The following is a 20,132-nucleotide window of genomic DNA, read 5'->3' on the forward strand; positions in this document are numbered from 1 at the left end:
GGCTAACACCCTGAGAGAAAAATCAGATCATAATTGGGGGGAATCAAGATGATTAAAAAACTACTTGTGGCAAATCGCGGAGAAATCGCTGTTCGGATTTTTAAAACGTGTGAAAAACTAGGGATTCAAACGGTTGCTGTTTTCTCAGACGCAGATGAACATAGTGTACACGTCAAGGCTGCAGACGAAGCACGGTGGATCGGTGGTTCGAGAGTAAAAGAAAGTTATTTAAATATAGATAAAATTCTTGAGGTGGCAAAAGAATCAGGAGCAGATGCCATTCACCCTGGGTATGGCTTTGTATCAGAGAATCCTGATTTTGCCAAGCGCGTAAAAGAAGCAGGGATTACCTTTATCGGACCTAATGAAAAAATCATGGAAACGATGGGGCACAAGATCGCTGCGCGTGAAGCGATGATTGCAGCAGGTGTTCCTGTCGTTCCGGGAAAAACGATAGAAAATGCTGACGATGAGCAGACTGTTGCTAAAATTTGCCGTGAAATCGGTTATCCGGTCATGATTAAAGCTGCTGCTGGAGGCGGCGGAATTGGCATGCAGCGTGTCGATCATAAAGAAGAGCTTATTAAAGTTCTTCCTTCTGTCATAAAAAAGGCCGAAACATTTTTTGGCTCAGCCGAATTGTATGTGGAAAAATTCATAGAGAATCCTCGTCACATCGAGGCTCAAGTCGTAGGGGATATCTATGGAAACGTGCAATGCTTAGGGGAACGTGATTGCTCGATTCAGCGAAGAAACCAAAAGGTTGTTGAAGAAGCACCTGCGGTCAACCTAAGTGAGGAAACGAAAGCATCCTTATACCAATATGCAGAAAAAGCAGCTAAAGACATCGGTTATACAAACGTGGGTACGATAGAATTTTTAGTCGATGACAAAGAAAATATATTTTTCTTAGAAATGAATACCCGTTTGCAAGTGGAACATCCCGTCACAGAAGAAGTGACTGGAGTAGATCTTGTCGAATGGCAAATTCGAATTGCCGAAGAAAAGAGGATTATGGATCTAAAAGAGCGAAATGTGTCATATGAACATGCAATCGAGGTTCGGGTTTATGCTGAAGATCCAGTAAACTTTTTTCCTTCTCCAGGTAAGTTAAAGCGCTGGTCGTTCCCTGATATGCCGAGTATTCGCTATGATTTCGGTGTAGAGGAGAGTACACATGTGACACCTTTCTATGACCCTATGCTAGGAAAAGTGATTTCAAAGGGGCATTCCCGTTTAGAGGCGATTGCTCAACTAGTGGAGTGTTTGGAAAATGCAGAGGTTGAAGGTATAAAAACAAATATCCCGATGCTTGTTGAAACACTACAGCATCCCGTGTTTAAAGAAGGGAAAGCGACAACGCAGTTTGTTCAAACGCATGTAATTGAGAAAAAACGTACACAAGTCTAACTTAGGAGTGAAAGTCATGAAGGAAGTAAAAACAACGATGGCAGGAAACGTATGGAAAGTCCAAGTAGCAGCAGGAGATGAAGTGACAGCGGGTCAAGAGGTTGTTATTCTTGAATCTATGAAAATGGAAATTCCGATTACTTGTGAAACAAATGGCGTCATCGATGAATTGAAAGTAGAAGAAGGTAGTTTCGTTAATGAAGATGACGTGTTAATGACACTGAAATAGAGGAGGTTGCCATGAGTTATCCAAATCAGGTCCTTATTAAAGAGGTAGGGCCTCGGGACGGTCTCCAGAATGAAAAACAGTTCCTTTCTACAGTGGATAAAGTCGAATGGATCAATCAACTTTCTGAAACTGGCCTTTCATACATTGAAGTAACGTCGTTTGTTAACCCAAAATGGATTCCTGCACTTTCAGACAGCTTTGAAGTAGCGACACGGATTAAGCGGAAGCCAGGCGTTACTTATGCAGCTCTTGTACCGAATAGGAAAGGGTTGGAGAAAGCATTAGAAGCGGATGTAGATGAAGTAGCTGTATTCATGTCAGCGAGTGAAACGCACAATCAAAATAATATAAACAAATCCATAGAAGATACACTTCCTGTACTCGAAGAAGTTGTTCAGGAAGCAAAATCAGCACATAAAAAAGTACGAGGCTATTTATCTACTGTGTTTGGCTGCCCATATGAGGGGGCAGTCTCACCTGAACAAGTGGAGAGAATTACTCATCGACTTTTTGAAATGGGCGTCTACGAAGTCTCATTGGGAGATACGGTCGGTGTCGGTAATCCTCTCCAAGTAGAGAAATGTGTTAACCACTGGGTAGACACCTTTTCTGCAGAGAGGCTTGCTTTACACTTTCACAATACAAGAGGAATGGCTCTAGCAAACACCTTGGTCGGATTACAGGCAGGCATTCGAACTTATGATGGTGCTGTAGGAGGACTTGGTGGTTGTCCTTATGCTAAAGGTGCTACAGGCAATGTAGCCACGGATGATCTTGTTCATATGCTCGAAGAAATGGGACTTAATACTGGCGTTGATCTCCCGAAACTAAAAGAAGCAGGTTCGTTTATTGAATCTTCCTTACAAAGACCATTAAAAAGTCATCAAATGGAAATTCATCGCGCAGATCTCTAGGAAATAATGGATAAACGTGAGTGGTAACTTCTTACAAGAAACGGAGTGTGGACAATGAGCTACTTAGAAATTAGTAAAGAAAATGGTGTAGTCTGGATCAAAATCAATCGTCCGGAAGCAGCTAATGCCCTTTCTAAAGATGTATTGATTGAGCTTACGAATCAATTAGAAGAGTTAGCTACAGATCGTTCTATTCGTGCACTCGTCATTACCGGTGCAGGAGATAAAGTTTTTAGTGCCGGTGCTGATTTAAAAGAACGTCGTGGTCTCAGTCCTGAAGAAGTTCCACAAGCCGTAAAACGTATTCGGGATACTGTCAATACCGTAGAAAACTTTCCCGCACCAACAATTGCTGCGATCAACGGCTCAGTATTTGGGGGCGGGCTGGAATTAGCTTTAGCTTGTGATCTTCGTGTTGCCGTAAACTACGCTACATTTGCTTTAACTGAGACAACGTTAGCGATTATCCCAGGAGCAGGAGGAACGCAGCGTCTGCCGCGAACGATAGGTATGCCACGGGCAAAAGAAATGATTTTTACGGGTGAAAAAATTGACGCGCAAACAGCCGAGCAATGGGGGCTAGTCAACCGTGTTTGCGAATCAACTTCTTTATTAACTGAAGTTGAAGCGCTTACATCTAAGATGGCTGGAAACGGTCCGGTAGCACTGCGACAAGCAAAATATGCGATGGATTTAGGTGCCCAAACAGATCTAAATTCGGGACTTACTATAGAAGAAAAAGCATATGAGGTAACAATCCCGACAAAAGATCGAACCGAAGGACTGGAAGCTTTTAAAGAGAAAAGAAAGCCGCAATATACTGGAGAATAAGGAACGGACATGAGAAAGGAGATCGCTATGAGTAACGAAGTGAAGTGGAAAGAGAAAGTGGATCAGATTCACCAGGGTGGTGGTGAAAAGTACCACCAGAAAAACGAAGAAAAAGGGAAGATGTTCGTCCGTGATCGTCTTCGTATGTTATTTGACGAAGGTTCTTGGGCTGAGGACGGTCAGTTTGCCAATTCAGAGAATGAAGGACTTCCAGCTGACGGGGTAGTAACAGCAACAGGTAAAATAAATGGCCAAACTGTTTGTGTGATGGCGAACGATTCGACAGTAAAAGCTGGTTCTTGGGGGGCAAGAACGGTAGAAAAGATCATTCGTATCCAAGAAACCGCTGAAAAACTGGAAGTACCACTTCTTTACTTAGTCGATTCAGCAGGGGCGAGAATTACTGACCAAATTGAAATGTTTCCAAACCGACGAGGCGCTGGGCGCATTTTTTACAACCAAGTAAAATTATCAGGTAAAATTCCACAAATTTGTCTTTTATTTGGCCCTTCTGCTGCGGGTGGGGCATATATCCCTGCTTTCTGTGATGTTGTCATGATGGTAGACGGTAATGCATCCATGTATTTAGGGTCTCCGCGCATGGCTGAAATGGTTATTGGTGAAAAAGTGTCACTTGAAGAAATGGGTGGTGCAAAAATGCACTGTTCTGTTTCTGGTTGTGGAGATGTTCTTGTTGCTTCAGAAGAGGAAGCGATTGAAAAAGCGAAGCAATACTTATCTTACTTTCCGAGCAATTATAGACAAAAAACGAAGAAGGTTGAAGGAAAACCGGTACCAAATTTTGAAAAAAGCTTAGAAGATCTCATTCCAAAAAACCAAAATGCACCATTTAATATGAAAGATTTAATTGACCGGGTTACAGATGAGGACAGTTTCTTTGAAATGAAGGAGCTTTTTGCTAAAGAACTCATCACTGGTTTTGCACGAATCAATGGTGAACCGGTTGGTATTGTAGCAAACCAGCCAAGTCAGAAAGGTGGAGTACTATTCCATGACTCTGCTGATAAGGCAGCACGTTTTATTACTTTGTGCGATGCATACCACATTCCACTTTTATTCTTAGCGGATGTACCAGGGTTTATGATTGGAACGAGGGTTGAAAAGGCAGGAATTATCCGTCACGGTGCGAAAATGATTTCCGCAATGTCAGAAGCAACCGTCCCTAAAATCTCCGTCATTGTTCGTAAAGCTTACGGTGCAGGACTTTATGCGATGGCTGGCCCGGCTTTTGAACCGGATTGTTGTATTGCTTTACCATCAGCACAAATTGCAGTAATGGGACCAGAAGCAGCAGTAAACGCCGTGTACGCTAATAAAATTCAAGAACTGCCACCAGAAGAGCGACCTACTTTCATCCAAGAAAAACGGACTGAATACCAGGAAAACATTGATATTTACCGTCTTGCGTCTGAGATGATTGTAGATGAAATCGTACCAGCAAATCAGCTTCGCAATGAGCTGGAAAATCGCTTAGATTTATATCGTTCAAAAAATCAGGTGTTTACTGATCGGAAACATGCAGTATATCCGGTTTAGTTGAGTACCATTTAACACCGAAAAGGAGGGGAAAGCAGTGAAACAACTTTATACTTCATTTGAAGATGCAGTGAGTGAAATTAAAGACGGCTCTACACTACTTGTTGGTGGTTTTGGCTTATGTGGCATCCCCGAAAACCTCATTAAAGCGCTTCGGGAGACCGGAGTTAAAAACCTAACGATTATCTCTAATAATTGTGGTGTCGATGACTGGGGACTAGGATTATTATTAGAAAACAAGCAAATTGATAAAATCTACGCATCTTATGTTGGGGAAAACAAAGAATTTGAGCGGCAAGTTTTAGCTGGCGAGTTAGAAGTGGAACTCGTACCACAAGGAACACTAGCTGAACGTATTCGAGCAGGCGGTGCGGGCATTCCTGCATTTTACACGCCTGCTGGTGTAGGTACAAAGATTGCAGAAGGTAAAGAAGTGAGAACGTTTAATGGGAAAGATTATCTGCTCGAAGAAGCATTCACAGCTGATTTTAGTTTAGTGAGAGCTTATAAAGGTGATCACCACGGAAATCTAATATACCGTAAAACAGCTCAAAACTTTAACCCACTCGTTGCAACTGCAGGAAAAGTGACAATTGCAGAGGTGGAGGAGTTAGTGAAGCCGGGAAGTTTAAACCCTGAACATATCCATACCCCGAGCATTTATGTAAATCGACTCATTGTTGGTGAACAAGAAAAACGAATCGAACGAAAAACAGTAGCCCAATAAGTAGAAAGGAGGTTTTCTGCATGAGTGTTGCGGATCGTCATAAACTACGAGAATTAATCGCAAGAAGAGCGGAAAAAGAAATTCATGATGGAGATTACGTAAATTTAGGAATTGGGATGCCGACGATGGTAGCAAATTATATTTCAGAAAACAAGCAAGTTGTTTTACAATCTGAAAACGGCTTGCTTGGGATCGGACCTTATCCTACTGAGGCAGAGCTTGATGCTGACTTAATTAATGCCGGAAAAGAAACGGTGACAGCAATTAAAGGAGCTTCTTATTTTAGTAGTGCTGAATCTTTTGCTATGATTCGCGGTGGTCATATAGACGTAGCGATTTTAGGTGCTATGGAAGTGGCTGAAAATGGAGATTTAGCAAACTGGATGATTCCGGGCAAAATGATCAAAGGCATGGGAGGAGCGATGGATCTCGTTCACGGTGCGAAAAAAGTAGTCATCATTATGGAGCACGTAAATCGTTCAGGAGAACCGAAGATCCTTAAGGGGTGCAGTCTCCCGTTAACAGGGAAGCAAGTCGTTAACCGAATCATTACAGATCGTGCTGTTATTGACATAACCGATGACGGACTTTTGTTAAAAGAAATCATTGGAGATTATTCAGTTGAAGATATTCAAAAAGTAACTGAACCAAAGCTGATTGTTGACCCACAACTAAAAAAATAATACGCACATGTAGTAAATAAAGACTGGTGATAGAGCTATATCGCCAGTCTTTTTTAGACTTTAGAAGGTAAAAATCAACGTTTTTTCTTATAAAGCGGATAATGATATGTTTCAGATTTACTTTAAGCACTTTTACCTCTTGAGAATTTCACCCTAGTTTACAGAGAAAAGCCAATCTTCTTCCTAAAAATTACTATCTCCCTTTACACATAGACTGAAGGAATTGAAACAAACTAGGTGTACAAGAGGAGGTGAGAGACATGGCTAACAACAACTCTAACCAACTTGTTGTACCTGGTGTACAACAAGCGTTGGATTCAATGAAGTATGAAATTGCTCAAGAATTTGGTGTGGAACTAGGTGCCAACTCAACTTCACGCTCTAACGGTTCCGTAGGTGGTGAAATCACGAAGCGTCTAGTACAAATGGCTGAGCAGCAATTCGGTGGTCAGCAACAATAATAATAATTGAATAACATGGCTGTAGGGGGAGGGAAACCTCCCCCTCTTAATGTAGGTGGAGTACGTAATGTATTTTTGTGAACTTTCAGACTGTGTTTAATAGAACGAGAACTTTGGATAAATTGGAAGGCATCATACCTTATTTATTATTCGAATGACACATCATTTGGAAACAGTCTTTTGAAAAAAGAGGCTATTTATTAAGAGGCTGCTAAATAAGGAGCATACGCCTGCGTGGCAAGAGGATATGCTCTTTCTCATGGAGAGAATCTGCAAGGAAATAACGCTCCTTTTGCAAAAACCTTGCACCTGATTTTAAGTTACTCATGGGAAAGCCAAGGGGTGCTGCTGCAATGGCGGAGACTACAGCAGGAAAAGAAACAATGGCCTTCTTGCGACAAGGAACTGCAAGAGCAGCAGAAGCCCCCGCAGTGGCAATGAGCACGCCTTTCGCGAATGAGGAGGGAGGCTGAAGCGTTGACTACGGAAAGCGAAGCGATGGAAGCGGCACCCTTTGTATTTGAGTTCAAGAGTTATTCAGCAATCGGTATTTAAGCAAAATACTTAAAAGGAGGCTTCACTTGATGGGAAGGATGTGCCCTGTATGTAACGGGTTCACCAAGATTGAACTACAGTGTGAACAATGCGGAAAACCTCTCACTGATTGTGGGAAATACACAGATTACTTTGATAAATATAGCGCTTATGAGGAGATTGATGCTGTAAAGCTTGCTGATGGAATTAAAAAAGACAGCGCTATCGGGCAATGTCCACACCTCCTTTTTTGTGACTCGTGCCATATTGAGAGAATTGTCATTATAGATGAGAGGAAGATAAAAACAAATTAAAAGACGCCTCCCTTTTAACAAAGAGAGACGTCATATATAAAGGGGGGTGAAACACAAATTAACGCAAGCGAGCTTCCGTTTCTGGATCAAAGAAGTGCGCTTTGTTCATATCAAAAGCAAGCTGGATTTTGTCTTCACTGCCAATATCTGTACGACTATCAACACGGGCAATGAATTCTTGATCGCCAATTTTGGAATAGAGGAATGTTTCAGCACCCATAAGTTCAGCTACATCCACTTTGGCTTCAATTTGGGTTTCTTTAGAAGATTCAAGGAAAACTGGCTCATCGTGAATATCTTCTGGGCGAATTCCCAGGATAATTTCTTTGTTGTTGTAATTTTCAACGACTTTCATTTTCCCAGCAGGCACTTTTACTTTATATGGTCCTACTTCAATATGACCGTCTATGAGTTTACCGGATAAAAAGTTCATGGATGGAGAGCCAATAAATCCACCAACGAATACATTTTCAGGGTTATCATAAATGTCTTTTGGACGTCCAACTTGTTGAATAAGACCGTCTTTCATAACAACGATCCGGGTAGCCATTGTCATGGCTTCTGTTTGGTCATGCGTTACGTAGATTGTGGTTGTTTGTAGACGTTGATGAAGTTTCGTAATTTCAGCACGCATTTGAACACGGAGTTTTGCATCCAAGTTGGAAAGTGGTTCGTCCATTAAGAATACTTTAGGGTCCCGAACAATGGCACGTCCTAATGCGACACGTTGACGTTGTCCACCAGACATGGCTTTCGGCTTACGATCGAGCATTTCCTCAAGACCTAGAATTTTAGCAGCATCACGTACACGACGGTCAATTTCGTCTTTTTTGAACTTACGAAGCTTTAAACCAAAGGCCATATTTTCATATACGTTCATATGAGGGTACAACGCATAATTTTGGAAAACCATCGCAATGTCGCGGTCTTTTGGTGCGACGTCATTTACAAGCTGATCACCGATATGCAATTCACCTTTGGAAATGTCCTCAAGGCCGGCAACCATTCGAAGTGTAGTTGATTTACCACACCCTGAAGGTCCTACAAAAACAATAAATTCTTTATCCTGAATGTCTAAATTAAAGTCAGTTACAGCTTGGACATCGCCATCATAAATTTTATAAAGACTGTTAAATGTAATATCTGCCATTTAATTCCCCTCCACTAGTAAGTATGTGTGCTTCATATAAAAGCGTTTTCATTTGTATGAATAAAGTGTAACCTTTTTCTACAATTACTGACTATTGTAAACGTGCACAAATCTTACTCGATCTTTTGTGCAAAGTGCGACCGGTTACAAAAGTGAAAAGGTGAAGTTACTAGAGTCCCCCTTTCTTAGTCGTTTATTAGGAATTTATATTTGCTTAGGTTGTGATTACTTATTAGTAATTGAAGTAATATCTAGCTTCTGCGACAAGCATTACTTCGTGAATAAGGCTGCGGATTGTCTCGGGAGGATACACATCGGAGCATTACTAGTAGAGGAAAGACAGCCACGAGGTCATTTTAGCCCGTCAGAAGAAGCCAGAAAACGGCTTCAATCTGCCGGTCGAAAATGCTTGTACTTTCTGTATAAAACCATTTTTCGATGAAAGTATAAGGTCAATTAAGACTTTCACCTTTTCGGGCGAAAAATCAAGTTTCCTTTGTCGCACGACGCCATGGCACTTCACACCGTGTAGGAGGAAATCTTAACCTTAATCTCTTTATTTTGAGTCGAGCAGAATGAGAGTCAGATAAGCAACTACGGCATTTGGAAACTGTTTAATATCAACTGTGGTTTTCTCAATAAATTTGTCGACTCTGTATTGTAATGTGTTTCGGTGAACAAACATTTTTTTGGAGGCCATGGTGGTGTTCATATTACATTGAAGATACGTTCTAATGGATTGCTGCAATTCCCGGTCATTTTTAACAGGTTGTAATAATGATTTTAGACGACTTTTAACTTTTTCATCCAATGTACTTAAAAACCAATGAGTCAGAACTTCATGTTCATAGAAAATCGTTTGTGAAGGGGAAAAGGACCTAGCAGTTTGGAAGGTCTCCGTTTCCATTTCGTATCTCTCTGCTAACTTAGATGATTCTTGCTGAGAAGAGCCAATATAAATAGATAATTCCACATAAAAATCACTTATTAAGGCATCGAGAACACTTTCATCGAAAGCTTCTTCTTCAAAATCAGCATCCATAAGCTGGATGAGTACACCTTCTTCTTTATTTTTCCACAGTAAACCTTCAGTCGAAGAAAAAAGACTGTGCATTGCCTCGGCGAAACCGTCCAGATCGGTCAGATTTCCTTTAACATGAAAGTGAATAAAACGGACAGGAAGTGGTACAGGCGATTTTACAGGTTTTTGTTTATAAATGAGCATACGCGTCCATATCTGCTCTGTTTTGGTTGTAGGCAAAATAGCTTGTTCTTCAATAGGGGTAAAGAGCGTACATAAAAGATGTTTTTCGTCTTGACTAAGTTGATTTTCTATTAGCGATAATTGAGCTCCATTTGCATCTTCAATGGTGAGTATCGTATCGTTTTCTTCAGCGATTCCACCAGAAGGAACAATTGCATGGCTATACTTTTCTTTCAGTTTTTCAAACATTCTCTTCTTCCCTTTCTACCTATTCACAGGTATCTGTATCTTTGCTTCTTATAAGCTATATAAGTGTTAAAAGGGTGCCTTAAACGTAATTTAAGACACCCTCTCAAGATCACTTTAACCTTTGTTTACTTTTTTACCTCACCCTCGTGTGGAGGATCTTCTTCATGTAAATCCAAAGATTCATCAATTTGTCGTTTCCCATAGGTGATATGGTCTTGTCCGCCGGCTAGACCTTCATTTGTCATCCGGTCAATATCCATGAATGCACGCTTGCGTCCCTCGAAATCGGCTTCGTTTCTTTTCATATACTGCTTCCTCCTTTTAGAGGCTAGTATTTGAGCATTGACAGGAAACATACATAAGCTTAATGATCCTCATAGACGTGATAAAGCATTAAATCGTGAACACAATCTTCTAAGAAAGATTTTTCTTCATTGTTCATCTCCTTAGTCGTTGGCCGTTCCCACTTAATGGATCCATCCTTAAAATACATCCCTTTGTATTTGTTTTGTTTGTAATAAAACGTAAACGACCATTCACGATTTATCATATTATTTTTTATTTCGCGGTAGTGAAAGTGTGAAAGCATAAAGACCTCTTCCTCCGAATAACGTAGTTGAAGTTCTAAATTAAGTAAGACGATTCTGATTATTTACCTATAATAACATACTGAAGGAGGAGAGGGATATGTTTAGCGGGACATATAAGTTTACTCAAAAGGCGTTACAGGCAATTGAAGGCGAGGCACCTGGTGCAATAAGTAACGAAAAGGCTCCCTACTCAAAGTGTAAGGAGCTTTCATTCGTTTATGAACCCAGTTAATTCATGAAAGATATGGGCGAGGTTGGAGGCGCCTTTTTCTTGAATATGAGGTTCATTAAAGATCATTGGTTTGCTGTTTATATCAAAGATCCAAAGGTGATCGTCCAAATCTTTGCCGATGTCGATAGAAAGCTCATAGAACCCTAAAAGAGTAGTTGATAATTGCTGAGCTGCTTTAATGGCTAACGCTTCAATTGTTGTTGAGTCTATCGAAAAATCTTTAGGGGATTTTAATTGTCCACCATATAAAGTATGGGTTGTATAACGGTTTGAACCAGCAATGCGGATCCCAATTCCAGAGCAGATCCAGTTCCCCCTGATTTTATGAAGGAGAATACGGAAGTCATATGGACATCCCTTCCATTTTGTAAGAGTAACTTCTCTTTGGAGAAGTAATGTACGATTCTTAATAACAGGCAGCAATAGTGTCCATAATGATTGGAGAGAAAGCGGGGGTGTTTTTTTTTGCTGTTTTTGCAAGAGAAAAGTTACGGGCTGAGTGAAAGTAGATCTATGCACGCGGTAAATTCCCCGGCCTTTCGAACCGTCTGTATCTTTAATAAAAGCGGTATCATAATTTTGAAACCATTGTTTAAGGGTTGAAAAAGACGTCAGTGCTCTGGTTTTGGGAATGTGAGTTTTTAATTCACGACTGTTAGATAAAATGGAATATAACTGTTCTTTCAGTAAAAATGAAGGATTAAACAAAGGAATCCCTGTTTTCAAGGCTTTGTCAGAAATTATAGAGAACGGTTGTGTTCTTTCTTTTTTTCTAAATGGCACTCGGTTGTAAATGAGATCAGGACGACCGATGTCAGCAAGGATCCAATTAGCGTCCCTTTCTTGATAAACGTACCCTTCCATAGTTAAATCATCGTTAATAAGAGAATGGGGGACAATTGCTAAAATACCACCTAAATTTTGAACGGCATGATGGAGTTTTTCATATAGCGTTGAGTCCCCTGTAAACGGTTTTTCTTGATGGTCGTCAGTCCAAATCGCAATGACAGGTCCAAGGATAGAGTGTTTACAACGAACATGAAACGAAGGAGAGGAAGAAGGGGGCTTATCTATGCGGCTACACAACTTTGCGCCTAAAGATAGCCCTTTGTCTCCTGTTGTTCGATACCAATAATGGTTTTCTTTGTCATAATAAACGATCATCTTGAAAGAACCATGACATTACGTTTTAGTGATTGTTGAAATAAATACTGGCCATATGCAAATGGTAATTGCCGTGTTAGATAATCTTCTTTCTTGAGACGCGGGTGGGTAAAGATCGACCTTCCTGGTTTAGAATTTGCTTCAAACATCCAAATCCGGTGTTTATCGTCAATCCCAAAGTCAAATCCTATTTCACCAATGTAACCGGATAACTTCTGATCAATCGTTTCACTGATTTCAAGTGCGGCTTTCTTTAGTTGAATAAATAATTTTTCTGAAAGGGTGAGTTCATTTTTTAGTTCGCTCAGGGACTTGATTTGCCCGCCACTTTTGACATGAGTCGTGACACTGCCAATCCCAGCAATTTTTGCAGCGAATGCACTTACTTGCCATTCCCCGTTGTTATCTTTATTAGTATGGACCCTAAAATCAATAGGTTTATTTTGATATGACAGGAGAGCGATTCCTTGTTGGACGACCATTTGATCGAGTCCACTTGGAAACTGTTTTTTTACTAGCCTTTTTAGAGAACTGTAACGTCTAAGCCGATTTTTTTCCCGGTCACGGAACCTGCAATAAAACATGTCTTCTTCTGGTACGTAAATGAGTTGATGGATGCCGATGCCAAGGCTCCCTTTAGCAGGTTTAACGTAAACTTGTTTATGTTCTTTTAAATAGTCTAAAATCGTCTGCATATCCGGGGACAGTGTACTTTTTGGTAAATAGTGTTGTACGTTCGTTTCAACTAATGATTGATGAATAAGCCACTTGTCAAAAAAACCAGGATTAAACCATGGTATTTGGTATTCCGTTTGCAGCCGGTCTCTTACATTTGAATAACCAGGGTGACTCTCAGTTTTTCGGTTTGGAATCCGGTCATAGACAACGTCAGGTAGGGGAGTTTTAATTTTAGACCAGCCTTTTTCATCAAAGAAATACCCTTCAACAAGTCCTTCATCCCAATGAATATGTGGAGCACCAAACAAAAACGTACTAATCCCTAACTTTTTGGCAGCATTCATATACTTAGCAAATAAAAATGACCTTTCACCTACAGGACGGAGGAGGGAGTTTGTAAACCCTGCAGTATAAATACCGATGTGGGGGCCAATTGCAAGGGTTTGTTGCGACAAATGCACTGACAATGGACCTGTAGAAGGTAAGAGAAGCTGTTTGATAATATCTTCACTTAGCTTCCATTCATTTGTTGTACTTTCACGGACGGTGACTATTTTTTCTTTTGTACCAAAACGAATCATCATGTTGACGCCGTCTGTAAGGAAAAACTCTTTCATGCAAGAAATAGGGATGAAAATCGTATTGTCAGAATGCGTGGCTACTTTCCAGGCTTTAATGAGTTTATTCATGAATGACCTTCGCTCCTTTCTGACGTTTCATTTGTCTTTTGTGGTATCGGTTTTTAATGAATAAAAACGTATCAATTGGCCCTTTATAGACGGTAGAGCGCCCTTTAAAGTCAGTTGTAGAAAGAACGGTCTGCATTCCTGGTTTAGAGTTGACTTCAAGAATCCAAAATCGACCATTTTGATCAAAACCAAGATCGACGCCAAGTTCAAATAAGCGAGGGTGATGGCTCTCCAAGTGTCCTCCGATAGAGTCGATGACGCGTGTAAGATCAGCACGTTGTGTTTCAGTTAAATGGTCCGAAGAAAACGAAGAAATAGAGCCGCCAGCTTGTAAATTAGAGACAATGCCTCCTGTTTCTCCCGTGCGGATTCCTCGTCCAAGCTCTTTCCACTTTCCTTGCCGGTCTTTTCTTAAAACGACACGGAGATCAAACGGACGGTGATAACTGTCTATTAAAGGGAGACACGGTTGTATAAGGTATGGAATACCCGCTGTCTTTCTTTTTAGTTCGTTTTTTAATAAAGAGGGGGAAGACAAATGAACCGACGTTTGCAAAGTAAAAGCATCTAGCCATTCAAAAGCACTCTTTTTCCTTGAAATTTTATGAATCCCTTTGCCTCCGGAACCCGCTAATGGTTTGATTATTACGTGTTTGTATTCTCTGATCATCGAAACGAGCCGGGAAGGAACGAGAAGCTGCGTTTCAGGTAGAAAAGAAGCAATAAATGAATCTTCCTGTAGGTATTGATGAACCGTCCACTTATCGGGAAGGCCGTACCCTAGAAAATAAGCTTTCGTTTTTAACTCTTTTACAATAGCTGCTGCTTTTTTTGCTTGAGGAGTACGGTTATAAAAACAACGATCATACAATACGTTTGGCAAAGGGAAAGTGGCAGGAAGAAAGCTTAAGCTATTTTTGTCAAATTGGTATCCGTTAACTTGATTTGTTTTTTCATCCCAATCCCAAGGAGTAAATAAATGAACAGCTGCATTTTTTGCTGCTCCTTCAATCGCAATTTGAGTTACGTATTCTTTTTCCTGGTCATTATCGAGCTGTAAAATGCCAAATGTTAAATTTCTCATGAGCAACATTCCTTCTCATTCATGTTGAAAATACGAACAGTTAATAATCATTCGAAGCCACTTAAATATTGACAGAAAGCAAGCAGTTTTTTTGCGGAAGGGCGAATTGTTATCTCTGACTCTGTATTTTCGTAGGTTTTGGATGGTTTGGAATTAACCTCCAATATCCAAGGGTGACCGTTTGTGTCGATCCCTATGTCGACTCCGAATTCACCAAAGTGACCTTGATCTCCTAGTTCTTCTTCGATGGTGCGAGCGATCTCAATCGCTAATTCATTCATAAAACGAAACAACTGGGAAGCTTCTGGTTCTGGTATTAACTCATTTAGAACCTCGAGAAGTTTTCTTTGCGATCCACCTTTCGCTACATTCGAAACGATTTGATCCTTTACTCCACAGCGGGCAATTTTTGAAGCCACACGCCACTCTCCGGTTTCGTTTTTAGTCGTTAATACCCGAATATCAATGAGGCATCCGTCCAGTTGTAAAAGCGGGATTGACTGTTGAACCAAATACTGTTTTTCCTTAAAACGAGGTAGGATCGTCTTAAATAAATGGTGAAAAGAATTGAAATGATAGCTCTTTATTGATGTATCGGAAGGGTACTCTGCTTCTAATGAGTGTTCATGAACAGTAACCCTAATAATGCCGTTTCCTTCCCGCCCCCATATAGGCTTAAGGTAAAGTTGTGGGAACTGCTTCGTAATTTGATTAAAAGACTCGCGATCATGACCTAAAATAGTCTTTGGCAAATATGGCCGGAGCTCTTCATGCTCATCAAGGAGTTGATGCATTTCCCATTTGTGAATAAATCGATCGTTAAAAAAAGGAATAGATTTCGCCCTTAATTGATTAAGAAAATGTTTCCCTTTTTTTGACGTCTCTTTTTTGGGGGAGGAGAGCCGGTTGTAAACGACGTCAGGATAAGGCAGTTGCTTTACTTTCCAACTACTATTTTCTAAGATAAAACCAGTAACACGTTCCTCTTCTAGATCGAAACTTAAGGGAATTACAAAAAATAAAGCATTCGTCGACTTAGCGTAAGTGGCAAGTTCCGTTGCAAATTCAGTCATCAGTCCAAAAGGAGCCGCTTCGTTTTCTTGAGCATCACTAACAAGCATTGCGATAACAGGACCAAACCGCCAATGAGTTCGCTTTTGATCAACTAATTGCAGCGAGTAATCTATTTTAAGCAGGCTTGCTGAAGAAAAGAGCTTTGGATGAACGACAATCGTATCGGGAGTTACCTGTTCATCTCGTACTAGTACACACTGTTTTATCCATGATCCTAAGCTGATTGTGAGCGCCTCTGATTCAGAGAGCGGATTGTCTTTAGTTGAAATGACAATTTGATTCGTACTCATCCTTTCATTAAACTTAAAGTGACGAATCAAAGTCAGTGGATTTTGCGGAACGATCGTCATGGACATCCCTCATTTGTTACTCTATATGAATAAAAGAAAGAAACGATTCCTTTTTGTCGCAAGGAAATAAGCTCAATGCATAGTCGAGATGACTTACTTGAAGTTAGCCTAATGTATCAATCTGCTCCTGCTGGGCGGATATCGTATACTATGAGCCTCTGGAATTATTGGTGCAAACTATCGTGAAGGTGATGAAGATGGGAGCAATAACGTTATTTATATTAATGGTCGTCATAGGTGGGGTGATTGGGGGGGTAACAAACCTCATTGCGATCCGGATGTTGTTTAGACCATTTCAGGCTATTTATATTGGGAGGTATCGCATGCCGTTTACTCCTGGGTTAATCCCGAAACGACGAGGAGAATTGGCGGAACAGCTAGGTAAGCTGGTTGTGGGTCACCTGATTACCGTTGAGGGTGTTCGTAGCAAACTTTTTGATGAAACACTTCTAAACGATATCCGAGATTGGTTTACAAAAAAAGTGAAGGATTTAACATCCAATCAAACTACTTTAGAACAATGGTGGAAAGCGCAGTCAGGTGGGAAGTGGTCTTCTGAAAAAACGAAAAGTCAATTTATTTCCATTGTAGCAGAGCGCCTTGTCATTACGTCAAAAGAATATCGTGACAAACCGCTAGAATCCTGGCTTCCTGGCGATTTGATGGAAAAGGGGAATGAAAAAATTCCTCATGTAGCAGATGCGATTTTAAAAAAAGGGAAGGTTTATGTTCAGTCAAAAGAGGGAAAAGACAAGATTGAAGAAATGGTTTCTCGTTACTTTTTAACAAAAGGAAGTTTCGGGGGAATGGTCGGTCGTATGGTGAGTAACATTCCGATTGCCAGTAGGATTCAGCAACAGCTTCTCCGGTTTTTAGAGGACGAGAAATCAAAAAAATTCATAGAAAAAGAGCTACATAAAGAATGGAAACAGCTACGGAAAAAATCATTAAATGAACTTTTCCCCTATATTAATTGGGAGGAGAAAGCGGGAGACGTTGCCGGGGAAATGGCAAAGAAAGTTCCGATCCTTAGTGAGTGGGAACGCCCGATGCATGAATGGGCGCCTCGTTATGAAGACCAGCTTATTCTTATGATACCCACGGTTTTGGATACTCTGTCCGTAATTATTGAACGAAATTTGCAAAGAATGCTGCAAAATTTAAAGCTAGATGATATCGTCAAACAGCAAGTTAACAGCTTTCCATTACCACGAATAGAAAAAATGATTCTATCAATTGCAAAGAAAGAATTAAAAATGATTGCTCTGCTAGGGGCACTCATAGGTGGCTGTGTAGGTTTTTTTCAAGGTCTTCTCGTCATTTTCTTTTTTTAGAGCTAGAAAGTGTCTTTAATAAATAATAGTCACAGGATGAACTGTACCCATTATGTATGTTATAGTCTTATAGTAGTTAAGAAGTGCGTATGTTCATGTTCCCTGAATTTTCTAATGAAGGAGCAAATACGTACAATACATTTAGGAGGATTTTGATCTATGGCTAACCCTTACGATAAGGCACATGAACTTGCACGTGTTTTAAAAGAAAGTGAAGAATTCAGCAAGCTTACTGAACTACATGAAGTTGTGAATAGCGATGATGTAGCAAAGCGTATGCTGGACAACTTCCGTAAAGTGCAAATCGAACTCCAACAAAAACAAATGCAAGGGGCACAAATTTCTGAAGAAGAAATTCAAAATGCCCAAAAGCAATTTGAACTTGTTCAACAGCATGAAACAATTTCTCAGCTTATGGAAGCTGAGCAACGTATGAGCCAAGTGATCAGTGATGTAAACAAAATCATCACAGAGCCACTTGAAGAGCTTTATGGTGCTGAAGGCAGCGAAGAGCAAGAATAATGAGCAAACAGATAAAAGGCGTCCTCGGTTAGATATCGGGGAGGCTTTTTTTATAAAATAAGAATTTATAAGAGGACGGCTACCTTCACGCCGCTCATAACACTTGTCATAAAAAATAACTTTTCTTCGTGTTAATCTACCGAAACGAGAGGGACATTTCCTGTTCTATTCGCTTTTTTGTTTTCATAAATATGAAGCAACGACGTTAGGAAGATGAAGGGGGATGGCAGCAATGACATATCGCTTATTGGCGTTGGACATCGATGGAACCCTGTTAAGATCTAATCATAAGCTTGCAAAAGAAACGAAAGAAGCGGTTGAATATGTGCGCAGCAAAGGGGTATACGTAACTTTGGCGACTGGGAGAACGTATCCCTCTGCAAAGAAGGTAGCAAAAGCATTAAAAGTTGACGATCATGAGCTCATAACTCATGATGGTGCATTTATAGGCTCTTCTGTAGATGAACCCATGTTTGTACGAAGGTTAGATTCGGATCGAATTTTTCAAATTGTTGATATTCTTGAAAATTATCACTGTCATATTCGACTTCTTCACGAAAAATACGCTCTGGCAAATAAAATTAAACAGAAAAATCATTTGATTGCTCGAATGAATATGGGAGTAGGCGATCCATTACTTTATGCTGTTAATTTTGTTGATTCTCTAAGCCATCACTTGATCGATCAGCCTCTTACCGTCCCGAAAATTAAAGCTCATTTTTGGAATGAGATGGAGCGTGAAGATGCTCTTGAAGAGTTAGAAGAAGTCGTGTCAGGAGTCCGTTTAACTTCTTCGGATGAATACAGTGTTGATATTACAGATGCTGCTGTATCAAAAGCACGGGGACTTCAGGTTATCGGGCAAAAGTTAAACATCGGATTACAAGAAATGGTGGCCGTAGGAAGCTTTGAAAATGATCAAGAAATGATTGCTCAAGTCGGGTTAGGTGTCGCCATGGGGCAAGCACCACAAAGTGTAAAGGACGTCGCCGATTGGGTGACACGTTCAAACGACCAAAATGGTGTAGGGTACATGATTAAAGAAGTATTTCGAAAACAGTTGAAAGTCATGTTGTAGAGAAGTGGCCGTGATAGAAAGACGCTCTTCGCTTATGAAGGGCGTTTTTATTATGGCTTTTTCTGAAATGTTGTTGTAAAGGGTAGTCATTTTCTCTAAATACATTACCCATACATTGACCTTGAAATCTACCTTCGCTAAACTAAGTGAGGGATTAGTACTAGGAGGCAAACTAAAAGTGTAAATATTACAGATATAGGTAAAAAAACAAAAATGGACAAATTGACCATAGTACTCAATAAAGAACGAACAGAATGTTCAGTAGGAGCGTACAACAGATGGATCCAAAGCAACTATCAGAGAAAGCAGTAAAAGCTGCAAAAAATCATCAAACAGGAACAGATTCCACTTTTCTATATTCCTTCCTTGATTTCTCGTTCAACTATCTTCAAGAAGAAGAGAAGGTAAAAATTACTTGTCCGGTTACGGAAGTGATGTTTAATCCGATTGGATTTCTCCATGGCGGGATTGTGATGTATATCGCTGATACAGCCATGGCTCACTTGTGTGCGTCAGTGATTGGGAGTCCGAGTGTGTCGTTGGAAGTAAAAACACAGTTTTTCCGTACTTCACGAGAAGGAACGATCGAGGCAGAAGCGTATTTTACGAAGCGTGGAGGCACTATCCAGTTCGCGGAATGTATCCTTAAAGATGATCAACAACGGGAATTAGCTAAAGTTTCCGGTACATTTTATACCCTAGGTGACTAGGGAGGTCAAATAATAAATGGAGCGCTTAGTATTGATGAAGCGCTCCGTTCTATAGAGGCTAGTTAATTTTTATGAGTGAAAATGAACCAGTCCTCCTGATTCTCTAACAACGCGACTTGGGCTTTCTAAAAGTTTTTCTTCGGCCAATCGCTTCTCCCCAAGCTGTTTAGCTTCTCCATCATTACTTGCTTCAAAGCTTTCGTTAAGTAAGTTGCTCCCCTCTTTGTCAAACGCAGTTAAAAAATATTTCTTCATGGTTGCTTCACCCCTAAGTGTCTATGTAATCTGAATTTTCTTTCCTTTATTTCAGTTTACCTTTACGTTTCAAGAAGTTCAACATTTGAAACTTTTAAAGAAGGTTTAA

The 20,132-nt window shown here is 40.3% G+C and carries 22 protein-coding genes; 13 read left to right on the top strand and 9 right to left on the bottom strand.

What is annotated here, in order from left to right:
* Positions 1-48 precede the first annotated feature (48 nt).
* From CDZ94_RS20100 to CDZ94_RS20145, 9 genes are all read left to right on the top strand, one after another.
* A complete protein-coding gene (locus CDZ94_RS20100) occupies positions 49-1,410 on the top strand; it encodes an acetyl-CoA carboxylase biotin carboxylase subunit (RefSeq protein WP_096440234.1) in 1,362 nt (453 codons plus the stop codon).
* A gap of 16 nt (positions 1,411-1,426) precedes the next feature.
* Positions 1,427-1,639: an acetyl-CoA carboxylase biotin carboxyl carrier protein subunit gene (locus tag CDZ94_RS20105; protein ID WP_096440236.1), complete on the top strand. Its 213-nt coding sequence runs from the start codon at positions 1,427-1,429 to the stop codon at positions 1,637-1,639.
* 11 nt (positions 1,640-1,650) lie between these two features.
* Positions 1,651-2,553: a hydroxymethylglutaryl-CoA lyase gene (locus tag CDZ94_RS20110; protein WP_096440238.1), complete on the top strand. Its 903-nt coding sequence runs from the start codon at positions 1,651-1,653 to the stop codon at positions 2,551-2,553.
* Between the two features lie 54 nt (positions 2,554-2,607).
* The gene (locus CDZ94_RS20115; RefSeq protein ID WP_096440240.1) at positions 2,608-3,384 is read left to right on the top strand and encodes an enoyl-CoA hydratase-related protein; all 777 of its coding nucleotides are present in this window, start codon (positions 2,608-2,610) and stop codon (positions 3,382-3,384) included.
* A 27-nt stretch (positions 3,385-3,411) separates the two neighbouring features.
* Entirely contained in the window at positions 3,412-4,941 is a 1,530-nt protein-coding gene (locus tag CDZ94_RS20120) for an acyl-CoA carboxylase subunit beta (protein WP_096440242.1), read from the top strand.
* Between the two features lie 37 nt (positions 4,942-4,978).
* Positions 4,979-5,668, top strand: a complete 690-nt coding sequence (locus CDZ94_RS20125) for a CoA transferase subunit A (protein ID WP_096440244.1) — start codon at positions 4,979-4,981, stop codon at positions 5,666-5,668.
* Between the two features lie 20 nt (positions 5,669-5,688).
* A complete protein-coding gene (locus CDZ94_RS20130; protein ID WP_096440246.1) occupies positions 5,689-6,351 on the top strand; it encodes a CoA transferase subunit B in 663 nt (220 codons plus the stop codon).
* Positions 6,352-6,611: 260 nt separating this feature from the next.
* On the top strand, positions 6,612-6,812 hold the full coding sequence (locus tag CDZ94_RS20135) for an alpha/beta-type small acid-soluble spore protein (protein ID WP_096440248.1): 201 nt from the start codon (positions 6,612-6,614) through the stop codon (positions 6,810-6,812).
* 581 nt (positions 6,813-7,393) lie between these two features.
* Complete coding sequence (locus tag CDZ94_RS20145) at positions 7,394-7,660, top strand: hypothetical protein (protein ID WP_425352551.1); 267 nt, start codon at positions 7,394-7,396, stop codon at positions 7,658-7,660.
* A gap of 58 nt (positions 7,661-7,718) precedes the next feature.
* Here the strand turns inward: CDZ94_RS20145 and CDZ94_RS20150 are convergent, their stop codons facing one another.
* The 8 genes from CDZ94_RS20150 to CDZ94_RS20185 all read right to left on the bottom strand — a co-directional run bounded on the left by CDZ94_RS20150 (position 7,719) and on the right by CDZ94_RS20185 (position 16,124).
* On the bottom strand, positions 7,719-8,810 hold the full coding sequence (locus CDZ94_RS20150; protein ID WP_096440252.1) for an ABC transporter ATP-binding protein: 1,092 nt from the start codon (positions 8,808-8,810) through the stop codon (positions 7,719-7,721).
* Between the two features lie 556 nt (positions 8,811-9,366).
* Positions 9,367-10,263, bottom strand: a complete 897-nt coding sequence (locus CDZ94_RS20155; protein WP_096440254.1) for a PucR family transcriptional regulator — start codon at positions 10,261-10,263, stop codon at positions 9,367-9,369.
* Between the two features lie 125 nt (positions 10,264-10,388).
* Positions 10,389-10,568 (bottom strand): hypothetical protein, encoded by a 180-nt coding sequence (locus CDZ94_RS20160; RefSeq protein WP_096440256.1) that lies wholly within the window; start codon positions 10,566-10,568, stop codon positions 10,389-10,391.
* A 59-nt stretch (positions 10,569-10,627) separates the two neighbouring features.
* Positions 10,628-10,852, bottom strand: a complete 225-nt coding sequence (locus tag CDZ94_RS20165; RefSeq protein WP_096440258.1) for a DUF5342 family protein — start codon at positions 10,850-10,852, stop codon at positions 10,628-10,630.
* A 209-nt stretch (positions 10,853-11,061) separates the two neighbouring features.
* The gene (locus CDZ94_RS20170) at positions 11,062-12,249 is read right to left on the bottom strand and encodes a YheC/YheD family endospore coat-associated protein (protein WP_096440260.1); all 1,188 of its coding nucleotides are present in this window, start codon (positions 12,247-12,249) and stop codon (positions 11,062-11,064) included.
* The gene (locus CDZ94_RS20175) at positions 12,246-13,616 is read right to left on the bottom strand and encodes a YheC/YheD family endospore coat-associated protein (protein WP_096440263.1); all 1,371 of its coding nucleotides are present in this window, start codon (positions 13,614-13,616) and stop codon (positions 12,246-12,248) included. The genes CDZ94_RS20170 and CDZ94_RS20175 overlap by 4 nt, the downstream gene beginning before the upstream one ends.
* Complete coding sequence (locus CDZ94_RS20180; RefSeq protein WP_157812023.1) at positions 13,609-14,700, bottom strand: YheC/YheD family endospore coat-associated protein; 1,092 nt, start codon at positions 14,698-14,700, stop codon at positions 13,609-13,611. The genes CDZ94_RS20175 and CDZ94_RS20180 overlap by 8 nt, the downstream gene beginning before the upstream one ends.
* Before the next feature lie 47 nt (positions 14,701-14,747).
* Positions 14,748-16,124, bottom strand: coding sequence for a YheC/YheD family endospore coat-associated protein (locus tag CDZ94_RS20185; protein WP_157812022.1), 1,377 nt, complete (start codon positions 16,122-16,124; stop codon positions 14,748-14,750).
* Between the two features lie 197 nt (positions 16,125-16,321).
* On the opposite strand from CDZ94_RS20185, the gene CDZ94_RS20190 reads away from it, so the two are divergent.
* The 4 genes from CDZ94_RS20190 (at position 16,322) to CDZ94_RS20205 (ending at position 19,768) form a co-directional block, all read left to right on the top strand.
* Complete coding sequence (locus CDZ94_RS20190; protein ID WP_157812021.1) at positions 16,322-17,458, top strand: DUF445 domain-containing protein; 1,137 nt, start codon at positions 16,322-16,324, stop codon at positions 17,456-17,458.
* A gap of 159 nt (positions 17,459-17,617) precedes the next feature.
* Positions 17,618-17,980 carry a YlbF/YmcA family competence regulator gene (locus CDZ94_RS20195; RefSeq protein ID WP_096440270.1) on the top strand — a complete coding sequence of 121 codons (363 nt, stop codon included), beginning with the start codon at positions 17,618-17,620 and terminating at the stop codon, positions 17,978-17,980.
* Between the two features lie 232 nt (positions 17,981-18,212).
* The gene (locus tag CDZ94_RS20200; RefSeq protein WP_096440272.1) at positions 18,213-19,058 is read left to right on the top strand and encodes a Cof-type HAD-IIB family hydrolase; all 846 of its coding nucleotides are present in this window, start codon (positions 18,213-18,215) and stop codon (positions 19,056-19,058) included.
* 278 nt (positions 19,059-19,336) lie between these two features.
* Positions 19,337-19,768, top strand: coding sequence for a PaaI family thioesterase (locus tag CDZ94_RS20205; RefSeq protein ID WP_096440274.1), 432 nt, complete (start codon positions 19,337-19,339; stop codon positions 19,766-19,768).
* Positions 19,769-19,837: 69 nt separating this feature from the next.
* Here the strand turns inward: CDZ94_RS20205 and CDZ94_RS20210 are convergent, their stop codons facing one another.
* The gene (locus CDZ94_RS20210) at positions 19,838-20,023 is read right to left on the bottom strand and encodes a YhzD family protein (RefSeq protein WP_096440276.1); all 186 of its coding nucleotides are present in this window, start codon (positions 20,021-20,023) and stop codon (positions 19,838-19,840) included.
* Positions 20,024-20,132: the final 109 nt, after the last annotated feature.

Source organism: Alteribacter populi (assembly GCF_002352765.1).
GTDB classification, from domain to species: Bacteria; Bacillota; Bacilli; order Bacillales; family Salisediminibacteriaceae; genus Alteribacter; species Alteribacter populi.